1 protein-coding gene is annotated in these 1,359 nt (G+C 64.8%); it reads right to left on the bottom strand.

What is annotated here, in order from left to right:
- Positions 1-22: 22 nt before the first annotated feature.
- A complete protein-coding gene (locus tag ID132_RS12960) occupies positions 23-1,093 on the bottom strand; it encodes an IS110 family RNA-guided transposase (protein WP_193128815.1) in 1,071 nt (356 codons plus the stop codon).
- Between the last annotated feature and the right edge of the window lie 266 nt (positions 1,094-1,359).

The raw sequence follows: 1,359 nt of genomic DNA, 5'->3' as shown, positions 1-1,359 counted from the left end.
CGCGTTGATGCTCCTATAGTTGTCAACTCATGATTTCGCCGGTTCTCGGGTCGGTCTTCACGAGGTGGTAGACCTCGCGGATCACGTAGCGTTTCAGGCAGCGGATGATGTCTCGTTTGCTCTTGCCCTCGGCGGTGCGTCGGGCGACGTAGGCGATGGTGGGTTCGTGGAATCGCATCCTGACGATGACGGTCCGGTAGATCGCCGCGTTGAGCTGCCGATGGCCACCGTGGTTGATGCGATGCTTCCCGCTGGTCATCCCGCTCCCGGTGGGGACGGGGCTGATCCCGGCGAGTTTCGCGAACGCGGCCTCGCTCTTGATGCGTTCAGGGTTGTCTCCCGCGACGATGAGAATCTCTGCGGCGGTGTCGACACCGATCCCGAACTCGTCCAGCAGGTGCGGTGCGCGCTGGAGCACGAGCTGCTCGATCTGTGCTTCGAGGTCTTTGATCTCCTCGTTCAGGGCGATCCAGCGTCTCGCGATCGAGCGGAGCGCATGACGGTTCGCGTCCTCCGGTGTGGCCAGCCCGCGGGGGCGGAGCGCGGCGCAGTGCCTCGCGACCATCTTCTGCGTCTTCTTCGCGGTTTCCTTGCGCAGCTCCTCGGTGGCGTGGACGAGCATCGCTTTGAGAGTGACCATCGCGCCGGTGCGGTCCTTCACCGCGGTATCGTGCGCTACTTTCAGCTGACGGATCATCTCGACGACGCCGTCCGCGGTCTTCGGAATCGCGGTCGCGAACCCTGCGAGCACGGCTCGGGCGGCGTTCTCCGCGTCCAGGGTGTCGGACTTGCCGTTGAGCCTGCGCAGCCGCCGATCGGGTCGTGAGACCTCGATCACCTTATGCCCGTGGCGACGAACGAACGAGGTCAGTCCGGCCCCGTAGGAACCGGTGCCCTCGATCCCGAACGCGATGATCTTCCCGAAACCCGCCGCCCACTCCAGCAGCTGCCTGAACCCGGCGGCATGGGTCGGGATCGTCAGCGTCGCGAGGATCCCGCCGATCGAGTCCATCACCGCGGCGACATGGATGTGCTTGTGGGTGTCGACGCCGATAACGACGTGCCCCGAACGGGCGGTCTCAATCTCGGTCATGTTCTTCTGTTCTCCTGCCGTTAGCGTGGTGTCACGCTGGCGCCGGCGGGTGGACAGGACTGTCATGGGGACGCGTTGTCGAGACTGCTCCAGGCTCCTATCAGGTCACGCCCGATCCGGCGGCAGCGGTTACTGCGCGCCCGGCCGGAGGCTCGACAGATCAACGCCACGGCACCCTGCGGGCCAATCGTAAGCAAGGGTCAGAACACTCCGGCCAGGACTACCCCATCCTCGCGAGATCGGGCAGAAAGAGACTGACAGTCGTA

The organism is Gulosibacter sediminis, from assembly GCF_014904065.1.
Classification (GTDB): Bacteria; Actinomycetota; Actinomycetes; order Actinomycetales; family Microbacteriaceae; genus Gulosibacter; species Gulosibacter sediminis.
Note: the sequence above shows the minus strand (reverse complement) of the source record. Positions and strands in the feature narration are given on the sequence as shown.